This window comes from Streptomyces sp. Ru73, assembly GCF_002920575.1.
Classification (GTDB): domain Bacteria; phylum Actinomycetota; class Actinomycetes; order Streptomycetales; family Streptomycetaceae; genus Streptomyces.
In genome coordinates, this window is record NZ_PQSQ01000050.1 from 1 (window position 1) to 17,515 (window position 17,515).

The 17,515-nt window shown below is 71.5% G+C and carries 13 protein-coding genes and 1 pseudogene; 6 read left to right on the plus strand and 8 right to left on the minus strand.

Annotated elements, in window-relative coordinates:
- The 3 genes and pseudogenes from C3486_RS21175 to C3486_RS21185 all read left to right on the plus strand — a co-directional run.
- Nucleotides 1-1,191 (plus strand): annotated as a pseudogene (locus C3486_RS21175) (ATP-binding cassette domain-containing protein); the annotation flags it as partial.
- 271 nt (nt 1,192-1,462) lie between these two features.
- Nucleotides 1,463-3,073 (plus strand): M4 family metallopeptidase, encoded by a 1,611-nt coding sequence (locus tag C3486_RS21180; RefSeq protein WP_103834320.1) that lies wholly within the window; start codon nt 1,463-1,465, stop codon nt 3,071-3,073.
- A 172-nt stretch (nt 3,074-3,245) separates the two neighbouring features.
- On the plus strand, nt 3,246-5,522 hold the full coding sequence (locus C3486_RS21185; protein WP_103834321.1) for a terpene synthase family protein: 2,277 nt from the start codon (nt 3,246-3,248) through the stop codon (nt 5,520-5,522).
- 74 nt (nt 5,523-5,596) lie between these two features.
- Here the strand turns inward: C3486_RS21185 and C3486_RS21190 are convergent, their stop codons facing one another.
- A complete protein-coding gene (locus C3486_RS21190; RefSeq protein WP_103834322.1) occupies nt 5,597-5,794 on the minus strand; it encodes a hypothetical protein in 198 nt (65 codons plus the stop codon).
- A 346-nt stretch (nt 5,795-6,140) separates the two neighbouring features.
- On the opposite strand from C3486_RS21190, the gene hydA reads away from it, so the two are divergent.
- From hydA to C3486_RS21205, 3 genes are all read left to right on the plus strand, one after another.
- Nucleotides 6,141-7,547 (plus strand): dihydropyrimidinase, encoded by a 1,407-nt coding sequence (gene hydA / locus C3486_RS21195; protein ID WP_103834323.1) that lies wholly within the window; start codon nt 6,141-6,143, stop codon nt 7,545-7,547.
- Nucleotides 7,548-7,610: 63 nt separating this feature from the next.
- Nucleotides 7,611-8,615, plus strand: a complete 1,005-nt coding sequence (locus C3486_RS21200; protein ID WP_103834324.1) for a TIGR03842 family LLM class F420-dependent oxidoreductase — start codon at nt 7,611-7,613, stop codon at nt 8,613-8,615.
- On the plus strand, nt 8,612-10,135 hold the full coding sequence (locus C3486_RS21205) for an NCS1 family nucleobase:cation symporter-1 (RefSeq protein WP_103834325.1): 1,524 nt from the start codon (nt 8,612-8,614) through the stop codon (nt 10,133-10,135). The genes C3486_RS21200 and C3486_RS21205 overlap by 4 nt, the downstream gene beginning before the upstream one ends.
- Before the next feature lie 5 nt (nt 10,136-10,140).
- Here the strand turns inward: C3486_RS21205 and C3486_RS21210 are convergent, their stop codons facing one another.
- From C3486_RS21210 to C3486_RS21235, 7 genes are read right to left on the minus strand one after another with little or no spacing between them, the layout of a single operon-like run.
- On the minus strand, nt 10,141-11,925 hold the full coding sequence (locus tag C3486_RS21210; protein ID WP_258052908.1) for an ABC transporter ATP-binding protein: 1,785 nt from the start codon (nt 11,923-11,925) through the stop codon (nt 10,141-10,143).
- 33 nt (nt 11,926-11,958) lie between these two features.
- Nucleotides 11,959-12,300 carry a helix-turn-helix domain-containing protein gene (locus C3486_RS37370; RefSeq protein WP_181138633.1) on the minus strand — a complete coding sequence of 114 codons (342 nt, stop codon included), beginning with the start codon at nt 12,298-12,300 and terminating at the stop codon, nt 11,959-11,961.
- A 50-nt stretch (nt 12,301-12,350) separates the two neighbouring features.
- Nucleotides 12,351-13,307: a hypothetical protein gene (locus C3486_RS37375; protein WP_181138634.1), complete on the minus strand. Its 957-nt coding sequence runs from the start codon at nt 13,305-13,307 to the stop codon at nt 12,351-12,353.
- Complete coding sequence (locus C3486_RS21220) at nt 13,304-13,912, minus strand: flavoprotein (protein WP_103834327.1); 609 nt, start codon at nt 13,910-13,912, stop codon at nt 13,304-13,306. The genes C3486_RS37375 and C3486_RS21220 overlap by 4 nt, the downstream gene beginning before the upstream one ends.
- Nucleotides 13,909-14,886, minus strand: coding sequence for an LLM class flavin-dependent oxidoreductase (locus tag C3486_RS21225; protein ID WP_103834328.1), 978 nt, complete (start codon nt 14,884-14,886; stop codon nt 13,909-13,911). The genes C3486_RS21220 and C3486_RS21225 overlap by 4 nt, the downstream gene beginning before the upstream one ends.
- Nucleotides 14,887-14,929: 43 nt before the next feature.
- Nucleotides 14,930-16,180: a pitrilysin family protein gene (locus C3486_RS21230; RefSeq protein WP_103834329.1), complete on the minus strand. Its 1,251-nt coding sequence runs from the start codon at nt 16,178-16,180 to the stop codon at nt 14,930-14,932.
- Nucleotides 16,177-17,448, minus strand: a complete 1,272-nt coding sequence (locus tag C3486_RS21235; protein WP_103834330.1) for a pitrilysin family protein — start codon at nt 17,446-17,448, stop codon at nt 16,177-16,179. The genes C3486_RS21230 and C3486_RS21235 overlap by 4 nt, the downstream gene beginning before the upstream one ends.
- Between the last annotated feature and the right edge of the window lie 67 nt (nt 17,449-17,515).

Genomic DNA, 17,515 nt, shown 5'->3' on the forward strand with positions numbered 1-17,515 from the left:
ACCGGCATGACGTACGTCTTCGACGAGCCGAGCACCGGGCTGCACCCGAGGGACGTGGCCCGGCTCACCGCGCTCCTGCTACGGCTGCGGGACCAGGGCAACACGGTCCTGGTGGTCGAGCACGACCCGGACGTCATCGCCGTCGCGGACCACGTCGTCGACATGGGGCCCGGCGCCGGCACGGACGGCGGCCGGGTGGTCCACCAGGGCACGGTCGAGGGGCTGCGCGCCGCCGGCACCCCGACCGGCCGCGGGCTGCGCCGTACCCCGGACTTCAAGGCCGTGGTCCGCGAGCCCGCCGGACAGCTGCCCCTGACGGACGTGACGCTGCACAACCTGCGGAACGTCTCGGTCACCGTGCCCGCCGGCGTGCTGACGGCCGTCACCGGGGTGGCCGGCTCGGGCAAGAGCACCCTGGCCGCCGAGGCGTTCCCGGCCCGCTACCCGGACACGGTGGTGATCGGCCAGGGGCCCATCGGCGCCTCGGCGCGCTCCACCCCGGCCACGTACCTGGGCGTCATGGACCCGCTGCGCAGGCTCTTCGCGCGCACGCACGGCGTGGCCCCCGGCCTCTTCAGCTTCAACTCCGCCGGGGCGTGCGGGACCTGCGGCGGGCGCGGCGAGATCCGTACCGACCTGGCGTTCATGGACCCGGTGACCCGGACCTGCGAGACGTGCCGCGGGCGGTGCTTCCACGACGACGTGCTGGCGCTGACCGTGCGCGGCAGGTCGATCGCCGACGTGCTGGACATGACGGCCGGGGAGGCACGGGAGTTCGTGGCCGACGACCCGGTCATGCGGGGCCCGCTGACCGCGCTGGCCGATGTGGGGCTCGGCTACCTGACGCTCGGCCGGCCGGTCTCCTCGCTCTCGGGCGGCGAGCGGCAGCGCCTCCAGCTCGCCACGCACCTGCACGACGCCGGCGGGACGTACGTGCTGGACGAGCCGACGACCGGACTGCACATGACCGACGTGGACGGGCTGCTGGCGCTGCTGGACCGGCTGGTCGACGCGGGGAACACCGTGCTGGTGATCGAGCACGACATGGCCGTCGTCCGGCACGCGGACTGGGTGATCGACCTGGGCCCCGAGGGCGGCAGGCGGGGCGGCGAGGTGCTGTTCAGCGGCCGGCCGCGGGACCTGGCGGCGCATCCGGGCTCGCCGACGGGGGAGCGGCTGCGCCGCCGGTGACCGTCGTGCGGAGTTCGCTGTACGGATAACGGGCGGTCAAATTTACGTTGCTGATCTGTTCGAAACGGGTCCGGAAGTGGCACGCTCTCTCCGGCCCAACCGCCGCTTCACAACGGGAGGGTCTGGTTCCGCCTGTTCGGAGGCGGAATCCTGCTCCGCCTCGGCACCACCCGCACCGCTCCGTACCACGCGTACGACGGCGGCCACGACCCCTGGCCGCCGCTCCCCCCTCGACGGGCCGTCACCCGCGGCCCCGTACCAAGGAGACCGAGTGAGAGGCACTTCCCCCAGACGCACCTACGCCCTGCGCACCGCGGCCCTGGTCGCGTCGGCCGCCACCGTCGTGCTCGGCGTGCAGAGCGCGCCGGCCGGCGCGCAGCCGGGCCAGGCCGACGGGGCCGTCGCCCTGTCCGCCGGCCAGCGTGCGGCCGCCATCCAGGACGCCCAGTCCGGCGCGGCGGCCACCGCGCGCGCCATCGGCCTCGGCGGCAAGGAGAAGCTGGTCGCCCGCGACGTCATCAAGGACGCCGACGGCACCGTGCACACCCGCTACGAGCGGACCTACGACGGCCTGCCGGTCCTCGGCGGCGACCTCGTCGTGCACCAGAAGAAGGACGGCGCCCGCAAGGTCACCAAGGCGACCGCGGCCCGCATAGCCGTGCCGACCACCGCTGCCGAACTGCCCGCCGCCAGCGCCGAGAAGACCGCGCTGAAGGCGTCGGCGGCGCAGCACAACACCAAGGCCGACGCGGAGAAGGCGCCGCGCAAGGTGATCTGGGCGGCCACCGGCAAGCCGGTCCTCGCCTACGAGACCGTGGTCAAGGGCGTCCAGAAGGACGGCACCCCGAGCGAGCTGCACGTCGTCACCGACGCCGCCACCGGCAAGCAGCTCTTCGCCGACGAGCGCATCGAGACCGGCACCGGCACCGGCGACTACAACGGCACGGTCACCCTGGGCACCACGCCCAACGGCTCGACCTTCGACCTCAAGGACGGCGGCCGCGGCGGCCACCGCACGTACGACCTGAACCAGGGCACCTCCGGCACCGGCACGCTCTTCAACGACGCCGACGACGTCTGGGGCGGCGGCCGTCAGTCCGCCGCCGTCGACGCCCACTACGGCGCCGCCACCACCTGGGACTTCTACAAGAACGTGCTGGGCCGCACCGGCATCAAGAACGACGGCGTCGCCTCGTACTCCCGGGTCCACTACGGCAACTCCTACGTCAACGCCTTCTGGTCCGACAGCTGCTTCTGCATGACCTACGGCGACGGCGCGAACAACGCCAACCCGCTCACCTCCCTGGACGTGGCGGCGCACGAGATGAGCCACGGCGTCACCTCCAACACCGCGGGGCTGCGCTACAGCGGCGAGTCCGGCGGCCTCAACGAGGCCACCTCCGACATGTTCGGCACCTCCGTCGAGTGGTACGCCAACAACAGCAAGGACCCCGGCGACTACCTCATCGGCGAGAAGATCGACATCAACGGCGACGGCTCCCCGCTGCGGTACATGGACAAGCCCAGCAAGGACGGCGCCTCGCGCGACTACTGGTCCAAGGACCTGGGCCGGCTCGACGTCCACTACTCCTCGGGCCCGGCCAACCACTGGTACTACCTGCTCTCCGAGGGCAGCGGCGCCAAGACCATCAACGGCGTGAGCTACAACAGCCCGACCTACGACGGCAAGGCCGTCACCGGGATCGGCCGCGCCAAGGTCGAGAAGATCTGGTACCGCGCGCTCAGCACGTACATGACCTCCACGACCAACTACGCGGCGGCCCGCACCGCCACGCTGTCGGCGGCCAGCGACCTGTACGGCTCCGGAAGTGCCGAGTACAACGCGGTGAACGCGGCCTGGGCCGCGATCAACGTCCGCTGAGAACGGGCAGGCACGACCCCCCTCTCGATCACTCGTACGGGTGACTCCTCCGGTATCCCGCTTTTCGGGTCGCCACACGGGTAGTTCCCGGGAGCACGCCGGGGGGCGACGGGCATCCGCAAGGGTGCCCGTCATGCCTGCTCCCCGGCACAGTCGAGAAAGGCCGGGGACCGTGACACAGCCCTTCCAACTGCCGGACTTCTACACGCCGTATCCGGCGCGCCTGAACCCGCACCTCGAGGCGGCCCGCACGCACAGCAGGCAATGGGCCCGCGGGATGAACATGCTCGAAGGGTCCGGCATCTGGGAGCAGCGGGACCTCGACGCGCACGACTACGCACTGCTGTGCGCCTACACCCACCCCGACTGCGGCGCCGACGAGCTGGCCCTCGTCACCGACTGGTACGTCTGGGTCTTCTTCTTCGACGACCACTTCCTGGAGACCTTCAAGCGCTCCGGCGACCGCGCGGGCGGCAAGGCGTACCTCGACCGGCTGCCCGCCTTCATGCCGATGGACCTCGCCGACGGCATGCCGGAGCCCACCAACCCCGTGGAGGCCGGCCTCGCCGACCTGTGGACCCGCACGGTCCCCGCGATGTCCGTGAAGTGGCGCGAGCGCTTCGCCGAGAGCACGGTCAACCTGCTCAACGAATCGCTCTGGGAGCTGTCCAACATCAACGCGCACCGGGTGGCGAACCCGGTCGAGTACATCGAGATGCGCCGCAAGGTCGGCGGCGCCCCCTGGTCGGCCGGGCTGGTCGAGTACGCCGCCGGGGCCGAGATCCCCCACCGGGTCGCCGCTTCCCGGCCGCTGCGGGTGCTGCGCGACGCCTTCTCCGACGCGGTGCACCTGCGCAACGACATCTTCTCCTACCAGCGCGAGGTCGAGGACGAGGGCGAGCTGAGCAACGGCATCCTGGTCCTGGAGCGGTTCCTGGACTGCTCGACCCAGGAGGCCGCCGAGGCCGTCAACGACCTGCTGACCTCCCGTCTCCAGCAGTTCGAGCACACCGCGCTCACCGAGCTGGAGCCGCTCTTCGCCGAGCACGCCCTCGGTCCGGAGGAGCGGGCCAGGGTCCTGGCGTACGTCAAGGGACTGCAGGACTGGCAGTCCGGCGGCCAGGAGTGGCACATGGTCTCCAGCCGGTACATGAACGGCGCGGGGGAGGACGGCGCACCGGCCGGGCCGCCCCGCTTCTTCTCGCTCCCGCTGGGCAGCCTGGGCCTGTCCGCGCTGAACGTCACGCAGGGTGCGCCGACCACGGCACGCGCCGAGGCGGCACGGGCCCGCACCTTCACGCACGTGCCGTTCCAGAAGGTCGGCCCGTCCCGGCTGCCCGACTTCAGACAGCCGCTGCCCGCCACGCTCTGCCCGCACCTGGACACCGCCCGGCGCACCGTCGTCGAGTGGGCCCACCGGATGGGCATTCTGGAGGAGCAGCCCGGCATCCCCGGTTCCGGCGTCTGGACCGAGGAGAAGATCATCGACTACGACCTGCCGCTGTGTGCCGCGGGCCTGGACCCGGACGCCACCCAGGAGGAGCTGGACCTCAGCTCGGCCTGGCTCGCCTGGGGCACGTACGGCGACGACTACTACCCCGTGGTGTTCGGCCGCCGGGGCGACCTGGCCGGGGCCAGGGCCATGGACGAGCGGCTGGCGGCCTGCATGCCGCTGGACCTCAGCGCCCCGCCGCCCACCACGCACGCACTGGAGCGCGGCCTGGCCGACCTCTGGCAGCGCACCGCGGGCCCGATGGGCGAGGCCGGCCGCCGCCGCTTCCGGGACGCGGTGCGCGCGATGACCAGGAGCTGGCTCTGGGAGCTGGACAACATGCTCCAGAACCGCATCCCCGACCCGGTCGACTACATCGAGATGCGGCGGCGCACCTTCGGCTCCGAGATGACGCTGACCCTGTCCCGCCTCGGCCACGGCAACACCGTGCCCGACGAGATCTACGAGAGCGGGCCGTGGCGGGCGATGGAGAACGCCGTCATGGACTACGCCTGCCTGATCAACGACGTCTTCTCGTACCAGAAGGAGATCGAGTACGAGGGCGAGGTGCACAACGCGATCCTCGTCGTCCAGAACTTCTTCGACGTCGACTACCCGACCGCGCTGCGCATCGTCGACGACCTCATGAACAGCCGCCTGGAGCAGTTCGAGCACATCGTGGCGAACGAACTGCCCGTGCTCTACGACGACTTCGGGCTCCCGGCCGAGGCGCGGCGGGACCTCGCCACGTACATCACCGAGCTGGGCGACTGGATGTCCGGCATCCTCCGGTGGCACTACGACTGCCGCCGCTACACGGAGGCCGACCTCATCCGCCACCACGCGCCCGAGGCACAGCGGCCCCGGCCCGCCGGGACCGCCGCGTGGCGCCCGCCGGTCCCCACCGGCATCGGCACCTCGTCCCTCCGGGTCCCGCGGCCGGCGCCCGTGAGCTGACTCCTGGGGGTGTCCCACCGACGCGCGGAGGGCCTGCCGGCGGCCACCGGCAGGCCCTCCCGCGTCCTCCGTCCTCAGGGCAGGATCTTCTCCACGGCCGCGCGCCCCTCGTCGGCCAGCTTGCGGCGCGCCCATTCCAGATTCTTGGGCGTGACATCACGCCCGGTCGCCATCACGAGGTCCTCCGGGCTCACGTCCGCCGCCGGACCGCTGTGCAGACTGCGGTCCGGGGTGCGCAGATCGTCGGGCTCGGGCCGGGATTGCTTGTCCATGCCGCCTCCTCGCGCCTCACGGTTACGGTCCATCTTCCCGGCATACCGCCCCATATGCACTCCGAGACGGAGAAGGTGACCATACGTGTTCAATGGCCACTCCGGGTGACGGCGGGGGTGTGGTCGTGCGCCCGTTCCGGCGGGTCGGCGACCGCGGTATTGCCCGGTCGGGTGTCATGCTTCTACCGTCTGTGAATCCGGTCGCACTCTACGTGTGTAGATACGGCCGTGACGCGTGACGCGGTGTCAGGGACGGCAGGGGTGGTCGGTGCCCGGGTGACGATGCGCGTGGGCCCTCCTCCCGTTCCGGCCGGTGCCGGGTGCAGTGGCGGAAGGGGACAGGACTGTGAGTCGTACGGTCATCCGCGGCGGGCTGGTCATCACCGCCGCAGACGAGATCCATGCCGATGTCCTGATCGAGGGCGGCCGCGTGGCCGCCCTCGCCGCACACGGGCAGGAGGGGGCGCTCGGCTGGACCGGATCCGCCGACCGGGTCATCGACGCCACCGGGAAGTACGTGATCCCGGGCGGCGTGGACGCCCATACGCACATGGACTTCCCGTTCGGCGGGACCGCCTCCTCCGACACCTTCGAGACCGGCACCCGGGCCGCTGCCTGGGGCGGCACCACCACCATCATCGACTTCGCCGTGCAGACCCGCGGGAAGTCGCTGCGCGAGGGCCTGGACCAGTGGCACGCCAAGTCCGACGCGCAGTGCGCCATCGACTACGCCTTCCACATGATCCTCGCCGACGTGAACGAGCACACCCTCAAGGAGATGGACCACCTGGTGTCCGAGGGGGTCACCTCCTTCAAGCTGTTCACGGCCTACCCGGGGGTGTTCTACAGCGACGACGGGCAGATCCTGCGCGCGATGCAGCAGTCCGCCGGCAACGGCGGCCTGGTCATGATGCACGCGGAGAACGGCATCGCCATCGACGTGCTCATCGAGCAGGCGCTGGCCGAGGGCCGGACCGATCCGCGGTACCACGGCGAGGTGCGGCGCGCGCTGCTGGAGGCCGAGGCCACGCACCGGACGATCCAGCTCGCCCGGGTCGCCGGCGCGCCCCTCTACGTCGTCCACGTCTCCGCCGAGGAGGCCGTCGCCGAACTGACCCAGGCCCGCGACAAGGGCCTCCCCGTCTTCGGCGAGACCTGCCCGCAGTACCTGTTCCTCTCCACCGACAACCTCGCCGAGCCGGACTTCGAGGGCGCGAAGTACGTCTGCAGCACGCCGCTGCGGCCGCGCGAGCACCAGGCGGCCCTCTGGCGGGGCCTGCGCACCAACGACCTCCAGGTCGTCTCCACCGACCACTGCCCCTTCTGCTTCCGCGGCCAGAAGGAGCTGGGCCGCGGCGACTTCTCCAAGATCCCGAACGGCATGCCGGGCGTCGAGAACCGCATGGACCTGCTCCACCAGGCCGTCCTGGACGGCCACATCGGCCGCCGCCGCTGGATCGAGATCGCCTGCGCCACGCCCGCGCGGATGTTCGGGCTCTATCCGAAGAAGGGCACGATCGCGCCCGGCTCCGACGCGGACGTCGTCATCTACGACCCGCACGCCGAGCAGGTCATGTCGGCCGAAACCCACCACATGAACGTGGACTACTCCGCGTACGAGGGGCGACGGGTCACGGGACAGGTGGAGACTGTCCTCTCCCGCGGTGAACTCGTCATCGACCGGCGGGAGTTCACCGGGCACGCGGGCCACGGCCAGTACACCCCGCGGGCCACCTGCCAGTACCTCTCCTGAGCCCCCGGCCGGGCTCACTCCGGGGCTTCAGTCATCACCGGCTCTACACAGGGAGTGGAAGAGATGGACTTCGGAGTCGTCCTGCAGACCGACCCGCCCGGCTCCGCCGTGGTCGGGCTCATGCGCCGCGCTGAGCGGCAGGGCTTCCGCTACGGCTGGACGTTCGACTCGGCCGTGCTGTGGCAGGAGCCGTTCGTCATCCACAGCCGGGTGCTGGAACACACCGAGCGGCTGATCGTCGGCCCGATGGTGACCAACCCCGCCACCCGCACCTGGGAGGTCACCGCCTCCACCTTCGCCACGCTCAACGAGATGTACGGCAACCGCACCGTCTGCGGCATCGGCCGCGGCGACTCCGCGATGCGGGTGGCCGGGCGCCGCCCCAACACCCTGGCCCGCCTCGGCGAGGCCATCACCGTCATCCGCGACCTCGCCGAGGGCCGCGAGGCGACGGTGGAGGGCAGGCCGCTGCGGCTGCCGTGGGTCCGGGACGGCAAACTCCCGGTCTGGATGGCGGCGTACGGCCCCAAGGCGCTGGCCATGGCGGGCCGGCTCGCCGACGGCTTCATCCTCCAGCTCGCCGACCCCTTCCTCACCGAGTGGATGGTCAAGGCGGTACGGAACGCGGCCGCCGAGGCCGGGCGCGACCCGGACGCGCTGACGATCTGCGTGGCGGCGCCCGCGTACATCGGCGAGGACCTGGCACACGCCCGCGAGCAGTGCCGCTGGTTCGGCGGCATGGTCGGCAACCACGTCGCCGACCTGGTGAGCCGCTACGGCGAGCACTCCGGCATGGTCCCGGAGGAGCTGACCGCGTACATCAAGACCCGCGAGAAGTACGACTACGCGCACCACGGCCGGGCCGGCAACCCCGACACCGCCTTCGTCCCCGACGAGATCGTCGACCGCTTCTGCGTCCTCGGCCCGCCCGAGGCCCACATCGAAAAGCTCCGCACCCTCCGCGCCCTGGGCGTCGACCAGTTCGCCGTCTACGCCATGCACGACAACAAAGAAGCCACGATCGACACGTACGGCACCCACGTCATCCCGGCCCTGGCGGCGGGGTGAAAAGCGCCGCGGCGGCGCCGGGCAGCCGCGACGGCGGGCAGCCCGGCGCGGACGGCCGCGTCGAACTCCCGCCGGGCGCGATACCCGACGGCCGGTTCAGCAACGCCGACCTGCGCCCCGTGCCCGCCGCCGACCGGCACTGGACCACGTACAACTTCGCGGCCCTCTGGGTCGGCATGGCCCACAACATCCCCTCCTGGACGCTGGCCTCCGGCCTGGTCGCGCTCGGCATGGACTGGCGCCAGGCCGTGTTCACCATCGCCCTCGCCAACGTCATCGTGCTGGCACCCATGCTGCTCACCGGGCACGCGGGCCCGAAGTACGGCATCCCCTTCCCGGTCCTGGCCCGCGCCTCCTTCGGGCTGCGCGGGGCCAACCTCCCCGCCCTCGTACGGGCCGCCGTGGCCTGCTGCTGGTTCGGCATCCAGACCTGGATCGGCGGCCAGGGCATCTACATCCTGCTCGGCAAGATCTTCGGCGGCGGCTGGGCGAAGGCCGCGCCCGTCGCCGGCTACCCCTGGACCCTCTGGCTCTGCTTCGCCGTCTTCTGGGCCCTCGAACTGGCCATCATCGCGCGGGGCATGGAGACCCTGCGCCGCTTCGAGAACTGGGCCGCGCCCTTCGTCCTGGTCGGCGCTGTCGCACTGCTCGCCTGGATCGCGGCGAAGGCGGGCGGCCTCGGCCCGCTGCTGGACCAGCCGAGCAAGCTGGGCTGGGGCGCCGACTTCTGGCCGGTCTTCTTCCCGTCCCTGATGGGCATGATCGGCTTCTGGGCCACCCTCTCGCTCAACATCCCCGACTTCACCCGCTTCGGTGCCGGGCAGCGCGCCCAGGTCTGGGGCCAGACGCTCGGCCTGCCCACCACCATGACGGCCTTCGCACTGCTCTCCGTCCTGGTCACCTCCGGCTCCCAGGCGGTGTACGGCGCGCCGATCTGGGACCCGGTGGCCCTCGCGGGCAAGGCCGACAACGTCTTCGGCCTGCTCTTCGCGCTGGTCACGGTCCTGATCGCCACGATCAGCGTCAACATCGCGGCCAACGTCGTCTCCCCGGCGTACGACCTGGCCAACCTCGCCCCGCGCTTCCTCACCTTCCGCGGCGGCGCGCTGATCACCGGCATCGTCGGCGTGCTGGTCCTCCCCTGGAAGCTCACCGCCACGCCCGAGCTGTACATCTTCACCTGGCTCGGCGTGGTCGGCGGCCTCCTCGGCACGGTCGCCGGCATCCTCATCGCCGACTACTGGCTCGTCCGCCGCACCGTCCTCGACCTCGCGGGCCTCTACCGCCCGGACGGCCCGTACTGGTACCGGGCCGGCTGGAACCGGCGCGCCCTGGCGGCCTTCGCCCTCGGCGGCCTCCTCGCGGTCGGCGGCTCCTACTCCCACCCGGGCAAGGGCCCGTTCCCCGCCGACGGCCTGATCCCCTTCCTGCGGCCCTTGGCGGACTACGGCTGGGCGGTGGGCCTGCTGACGTCGCTGCTGGTGTACACGGGGCTGATGACGGCGCGGAGGAGGGGGTAGGGCGGCTACGCGACGGTGGTGAGATCGGCGCCGGCCCGGAGGGTCTGGGTCGCGACGAGCTCTCGGTAGGCGGAGCACCGGCGCATGAGCGTGTCGTGATCGCCGGAGTCGACGACGCCGCCGGACTCCATCAGGACCACGTGGTGCGCGTGGTGGACGGTGGAGAGCCGGTGGGCGACGACGATGACGGAGCGGTTCTTCGCGAGCTCGTCCACGACTGTCCGGAAGCGCTGTTCGTTGATGCCGTCGAGCTGGCTGGTGGGTTCGTCGAGCAGGACGATGTCCGCGTCGGAGAGGAGCGCACGGGCAAGGGCCATGCGCTGGCGCTGGCCACCGGACAGGTCCGTTTCCCGCCCCAGGAGGGTGTCGAGTCCCTGGGGGAGTGCCGCGATGTCCGCGCTGAGGTCGACGGCCTTCAGGGCATCGTGGAGCTCTCGGTCCGTGGCCGCCGTGGCCCTGCCCAGCTGGAGGTTCTCGCGGACGGTCGCCTCCAGGAGGGTGAACTTCTGGTCGACGAAGGCGATGTGGGAGCGGAGCTCGTCGAGCGGCCAGGCGGCGGCGTCATGGCCCAGGACGCGGATGTCACCGCGGTCGGGGTGCATGAAGCGGCCGATGAGGGAGAGAACGGTGCTCTTTCCGGCGCCCGAGGGCCCGACGATGGCCGTGAGGCCGGTGGCAGGCGCGGTGAGGGAGAGGCCGCGGAGTGCGGGGGAGCTCGCTCCGGGGTGCGTGAAGGAGACGTCGCTGAACGCGACGGACGGTGCCTTCGGCGCGGGCAGGGGAGCATCGACGGCGTGGGACGTCGCGGCCTCGCCGGGGATGTCGAGGAGTTCGTTGCAGCGGTCGCGCGCCGCCAGGCCGGCCTGGATACGGCCGAGACTGCTGGTCAGCGTGGTGGCGGAGGGAATGGTCTGCAGGAGGTAGAGGAAGAACGCGGCGAAGTCCGCCACACTGAGGTCGCCGGAGTGGATGCGTGCGGCCCCCGTGAAGATCACGGCGATGATCGCGAACTGGTTCCCGAGCTGGGTGATGGCCGGGATGACGGCCTGCAGCCGCGCTCCGGTGAGCGATTCGTCGCGCAGGTCGCCCGCGTCGCTGTCGAGGGCCCGGGAGACGAGCGGTTCGGCGCGGTAGGTCTTGATGGTGGTGAGCGCGTCAAGGTGGGCGGTGAAGCGCTGGGCGATCCGGCCGATGGCGTTCTGCTGGCTCATGACGTTCGTCCGCAGCCGCCGGAGCAGGGTCGTGAGGGTCACGGTCACGATGGCGAGTGCGAGGACGGTGACGAGGGTGAGCAGCCAGTCGACCCAGATCATCACGACGAGGGTCAGGAGCACCGTGAGCCCGGCGATGGGCACCTGAGTCCCGACATCGACGACCTGGCGCAGCTGCAGCGCGTCCGAGGTGACACGGGCCGTGAGATGGCCGGTTCCCTGCGCGCGGACGGTGGCCAGGGGCAGCCGCAGGGTGTGGGCCATGATGCGGTTGCGCAGCCGGTAGATCATCTGCTCGCCGACGCGGGCGATGAGGAACCCGGCGCAGGCCTGGGTCAGTGCGCCGCCGACGGCGGCGGCGCACATCCAGACGATGGCGGTGGTGATGGACTCGCCCAGGGTGACGTCGGTGATGACCTCGCGGACCAGCAGGGGCACCGCGAGTGCGGCTCCGGTCGCGGCCACCGCAAGGAGCAGGGCGAATGCCAGCGGGGCGGGTGCGGTGGCAAGTTCACGACGTATCCGGATGCGGCCGGCGGACGGCCGGCCCGTTGCGGGAGTGGACTGCTTCTGCTTCACGTGGAGCACCTCTCTGGTGGGTGCGGCTGGGGTCTAGAGGTCGGGAGTTCTCAAGTGGGCCCGGGGCGCTGTGGCCCGGCGGTCGAGGTCCCGGATGCGGTGACTGCGCAGGGCGAGGTGTGCTTCGCCGAGTGCGGCCTTGAGGAGCGCGATCTCACTGAGGAGCTGACGCTCGCGGCGCGAGTCCTCGGTGCGGCGGGCGACGGGTCGTAGTCCGTCCTGGCCGGCGGTGACGAACTGGCGCCGCCAGTTCGCGACCGCCTGCGGGGAGACGCCGATGTGCTGTGCGGCCTGGGACAGTGTGGTGCGTTTGGCGAGCAGGTCCAGGACGAGGCGTGCCTTTTCCTCTGCCGGTATGACGGGTTGTGGTGCCACGGCAGCCCCCTGTGGTGATGCGTCGGGTGGTCCGGTGGTGTGTCCGCCGGTCACAGGTCGGAAAGTACGGTGCTTCCTGCGCCGTCGAGGAGGTCGGCCAGCATCGGGACGTAATCGTGGAGGCTGGCGTGCCAACCGACGTACGAGGCGAAGTCGTGCGCGTGGGAGGCGATCCGGGCGAGGGCGCCGGCGGCCACGGCGTCGCGGTCCCATCCGTCGCCGTAGTGGGTGAGGAAGGCGGCGGCCAGGGAGCGCTGCACCGTGGCGTCGGTGCCGAGGCGGTCGGCCGTGATGCGGAACTCCTCGAGTTCGCCGATCACACAGGCCAGGTCCACCTCGGGGCGCCCTACGGTCGCTTCGGCGCCGGACAGGACGGTGCTCGGCCGGCCGCGCCCTGGCGGGTCGGGCAGGACGACGCTGCCCAGCGTGAGCCATCCGTGGAGCGTGGCGGCCGGTTCCTGGGGCCGGAGCAGCTCTCGCGAGCAGTCGCGGAGGCTGTCCCAGCGGGAGGGGCCGAGTTGGCTGCGCAGCCGGTAGTGGAAGCCGGCGCTGGCGCGCGGGCCGCGCCCGCTCTCCAGCCAGGTGTTGAGCCTGTCCAGCCAGGGCGGGACCGGGCCGACGGGCTGCGGGCCGGCGGCCGGTGGCTCCGCGGCGCGCCGGCCGTGCAGGACCGTGAGCCGGGACCCGAGGGCACTGCAGACGTCCAGCAGCTGCCGGACGGGAACGGTGTCACTGAGCAGTGCCCGGGCCGCTGTGGTGCTCCCGGTGGTGTGCCAGCTGGTGTGGTGCGGCCCCGCGTCGAAGGGCGTCGCGAAGCACACGCGGTCGTCGGAGGCGTTCGCGGCCTGCTCGGCGAAGCCGGGCGGCACCGCGGGGTAGGGGGTCCTGTGGTTGACGCCGGGCGTGCGCTGCCAGTGGATCCGGCCGTCGGCCTGCCGGGTGATGCGGGTGACCTGGAGTCCGCTGGCGAAGGTGTCGATCAGTTCGGGGCCGGTCAGTACGCTCATGCCGCGGCACTCTCCTTCCAGGAGCGCAGGTCCTCCAGAGCGCTGAGGGCGTGCGGCAGATAGGCGGCCGTGCCGATGCCTTCTTCTCCGGTGGAGACGCTGGTCCCGCGGACGGGCGGGAGGACCGTGAGGTTGTCGCGTTCGGACAGTTCGAGGACGTGCCGCTGGTAGGCGGGGTTGAGGTGCCCGCCCGGGGGGAGCGAGGGGCAGACCACGATGGGGGCCCGGGTGCACTGCAGGGCGAGCAGGGCGGGGGTGTCGGCCAGTCCGAGCGACAGGCGCGCGACGAAGTGCATGGTGGCCGGGTGGACGAGTACGGCGTCGGGCCAGGCGGCGAGTTCGACGTGCAGGGACCGGTCCGGCTCTTCCGGCCAGGTGTCGATGGTGGGCAGCTTGCCGCCGCCCGTGACGGCGACGGCGGTGGTGCCCACGAAGCGCCGGCCGGAGTGGGTGAGGACGGTGTGCACCTCCGTTTCGGGGTAGTGGGAGCGGAACCAGGTGAGCCAGGTGGGCAGCATCATGGCCTGGATTCCGCCGGTGACCAGGTGGAGCAGGCGCTTGGCGTGGAACTCCGGCGCGGCGGGCTGCGGGGCGTGGAGGGTCACTGGGCGCTCCGGCGGCCGAGGGCGGTGGTGATGGCGGTGAGGTCGCGCAGGGCAGCGCCGCGTCCTTCGTGCAGGTGGACGCCGCAGACGTTGAGGGCGACCTCGTCGACCCCGGCCCGGTGGTAGGAGGCGATGGTGTCGGCGATCTCGTCGGGGGTGCCGGTGGCGTACAGATTGTGCTTGACGATCATCTGCGCCGCGGTGGACGGATCGGCGGGGTCCACGGGGATGCCGGCCTGGTTGAGCATGTTGCTGTAGTGCGGTGACCGAAGGTGTGCTCCTACTGCCTTGAGGGCCACTTGCTGCAGGTCGCGCCGTGGGCGTGCGACGGCGCAGTGGACGACGCTCACGATCCGCGGGGTGTTCCGGCCGGTCTTCCGGGCGGACTCCTGCATGGCGGGGGCGAGCCGCTCGCGGAGGTAGTCGAGCGGGGTCAGCCAGGTGATGGCCCGGTCGGCGCCCTCGCCGGCGAGCCGGGCCATCGGCTCGCGCAGCACCCCCAGGCCGATTTCGACGGGCGGCGCGTCCAGCGGGGGCAGTTGGAGTCCCTCGGTGGGCCACGGCCCGTCGTCGTCCGTGGCTTCCTTGCCGTCGGCGAGGGTGCGCAGCATGCGGAGGTAGTGCCGGGCGGCGGTGACGGGCTTCTCGTAGGCGTGGCCATTGGCGCGTTTCTGGAACGCGGCGGCGCCGGGCCCGATCCCGGCGACGTAGGGATGGCCCGACAGGGCGGCGATCGAACGGGCGTTGACCGCGGCGGTCAACGGGTGGCGCAGGGGCATGAGCGTCACGGCGGTGCCGTAACCGAGGTCGAGGCCCATGCCGGTGAGCGCCGCGAAGACGGCATGGGTCTCGATGCCGAAGGACTGCCCGAGCCACAGTCGGCGTGCCGAGGTGGTCTCGGCGACGCGTGCGTACGGCAGCACGTCTCCGATGTCGGTGGGCATGACGGGGTACATGACGCTGATCGTGGTCATACTTCTCCTTCTTCCGCTGCGGGGCCGGGGCGCGGCGCGGTGCTCAGAACCAGTGGTCCGGGAGGTTCTCGCCCTCCCCGCACACGGCACCGCGCAGACGGGACGGATGGCAGTGCGCCGCTGCCCGCCGGACGTCGTGGACCGTGAGGCGCGCCGCGGCGGCGGGAATGTCGACGAGGGCCGTGCCGGGCAGCTGCTGGGTGCTGCACGCGTTCAGCAGGGCGACCCGGCCGAGCTGGGACCCCAGGTTGAGGGCGTAGGTGCCGGTGATGAAGCCGACGGCGGCAGCGAGCTCCTCCTCCGTGGGGCCGTCGGTCGCGAACTCCTCGGTGAGGCGGTGCAGATGATGCATGGCCTCCGCGGCCCGGGCGGCGGTGACGTCCGCCTCGATGATGAAGACGTCCCGGTCGATGAAGTCGGGCGCTGCTTTGCAGCGGTAGGCCAGGCCGTGCTCCTCGCGCAGCACGGTGTTGATCCGGGAGGAGAAACTGCCGCCCAGGACGGCTGCGGCGACCTGGTTCGCGGCGAAGTCCGCGATCCCGGTGCGGGGCTGTGCCGCCGAGACGAGACGGATCTGCGTCTGCTGCCGGCCGGGGCGGTCGCAGGTGACGACGCCCGGGGAGAGGCCGGCGAGCTCCCTGGGCGCAGGCAGCGGGGCGGTACGGCTGGGGTGCCAGCTGGTCAGTGCGGTTTCGAAGCGGTCCAGACAGTACTCGGGTGCTGCGGCGCCCACGAGGGCGAGATCGGCGTGCTGCGGGACGATGAACCGGCGGTGGGCCTCGGTGACCTGACGTGCCGTCACGCCCAGGACTTCCTCGGCGCCGGGGGAGGGATCGGCTTCCGGGGGGAGGTGCCCGTAGAAACGGGTCCACATCTGGCGTACGGAGTCGACGGCCGGCTGCGCGTTGACCAGGGTCGCCTGCTGGGCGACCTTGGCGGCCGCGGCGTCGACCAGCTGCTGCGGGTACTGGGTGTGGATGACGTCGGTCAGCGTGTCGGCCAGCAGGGGAAGCAGGTCGGAGGTCGCCAGGATGGAGAACATCAGCCACTTGCGCGTGCGGTGGACGCTCACCATGCCACCTTGCTGCTCGAGGCGGGCGCCGGCCGGGTGGCTGGACCAGCAGGCGGCCAGTACCTCCAGGGCCGCGGTGTCCGCACGGGTCTCGATCGGCAGCCGCACGGTGAGATTCGCCTGCAGGAGCGGGACGGTGTTCAGCTGTGAGGCGGTGAGCGTGAGCCCACTGGCCGCCCGGCGGGTGACCAGACTGAATGCCCGGGTGGTCGACACGGTCATGAGGCGTCCTCGTGGGGGAGCAGGGTGAGCACCGCGCGCCCCGCGGGGGAGGCGGCCCGGGCAGCGGCAGCGGCGATGTCGTCCGCGGTGGTGGCGGCGACGCGCTCGGCGAGTTCGTCGCCGATGTCCGCCCGGCCGAAGAGCAGCTGCCCGCGGGCGAGGAAGCGCACGCGATAGGACAGCGAATCGAGGTTGCGGTACAGCGTGGTGCGGGCGCAGGCCACGGCGCGGCTGCTTTCGGGGCCGCGTGCCGCCCCGTCGGCGACCTCCGCCAGCTGCCGTGAGATGAGCGCCTCGGCGTCGTGCGCCTGGCCGGGACCGTGGTGCGCGACGATGACGAAGGTGTCGGGACGGGTGACGACCAGGGGGCCGAAGAACCCGACGGCGGAGTCCGCCTTCGCCCCGATGGCCGCGAGCGCCTTGCGCAGGCGGGAGTCGGAGCCGGTGGTCAGCAGGTGGGAGAGGGCGACGTGAGCGGCGTACCCGCTCAGGTCCGTGCGGGCGTCGGGCAGGCGGGTGCCGATCGCCAGCGCGGGACGCGGGGCGACCGGGTCGTGGCAGGTGCCGCGCCGCTCCTCCCCGGGCACCGGTTCGTCGATGTCAGGGGGGACGGGGACGGGCCGCGCAGCCACCCGGGCGAAGCTGCGGCGCACCGCGGCCAGAGCCGGGCCTGGGGCGACGTCCCCGCAGACCGCCAGTACGGCGTTGCCGGGCGCATAGTAATGGTGGAAGAACTCGGCACAGTTCTCGACGGTGGCCGCGTCCAGATCGGCCATTTCGCCGTAGCCGTTGTGGGCGTTCTCCCACCTGTCGAACATGACCGACGGAAGGACTGTCCACGGGAATCCGCCGTAGGGGCGCCCGGTCACCTGCAGCTGTATCTCTTCTTTGACGACGTTCCGCTGCGTGGCGAGACGTTCTCCGGTGATGGCCAGGAATCCCATGCGATCGGCTTCGAGGTCGAGCACGTTCTCCAGGGCATCGGCGGGCACGACTTGGTAATAGTCCGTCGAATCGGGAAACGTATTGGCGTTGGCCACGCCTCCCCTCGCCTGGACGGCAGCGAAATGCTCGCCGCCGGCCACATTTTTCGATCCCTGGAACATCATGTGCTCAAACAGGTGGGAGAAGCCTGAACGAGTCGGTTTCTCGGTCCGGAAGCCGGCCCGGTAGTTGACCGATACGGCTACCCCGGATACTCCCTCGACCCGTTGGACTACGACGCGCAGCCCGTTGTCCAGTGTCGTGTGATGGATGGCGTCCGGCATACGGCGGATTAGACGCCCGTCGGACCCGAAGCGGCAACCGTTACTTTCGTCGGTGCCGCATCATCCC